Annotated in this window: 1 protein-coding gene; it reads left to right on the forward strand. The window is 63.7% G+C overall.

The annotated features are described in order from the left end of the window. A partial coding sequence (locus SB765_RS32010; protein WP_410932809.1) for an efflux RND transporter permease subunit occupies nt 1-251 on the forward strand: 251 nt, incomplete at both ends.

Consider the following 251-nt stretch of genomic DNA (forward strand, 5'->3'; position numbering starts at 1 on the left):
GCAGCAGCATTTTCGCCTTCCAGGTGGCCTCGCTACCGGGTTCCAGCGGAGGCTTGCCGGTGCAGATGGTGCTGCGCAGTGCCCATGACTACCCCGAGCTGTACCAGACCATGGAAGCCCTCAAGCAGCGTGCCCGCGACAGTGGTTTGTTCGCCGTGGTGGACAGTGACCTGGACTACAACAACCCGGTGGTGAAGGTGCGCATCGACCGGGCCAAGGCAGCCAGCCTGGGCATCAGCATGCAGGCCATC

Origin of the sequence: Pseudomonas sp. SIMBA_067 (assembly GCF_046534675.1) — a bacterium.
Taxonomy (GTDB): Bacteria; Pseudomonadota; Gammaproteobacteria; order Pseudomonadales; family Pseudomonadaceae; genus Aquipseudomonas; species Aquipseudomonas putida.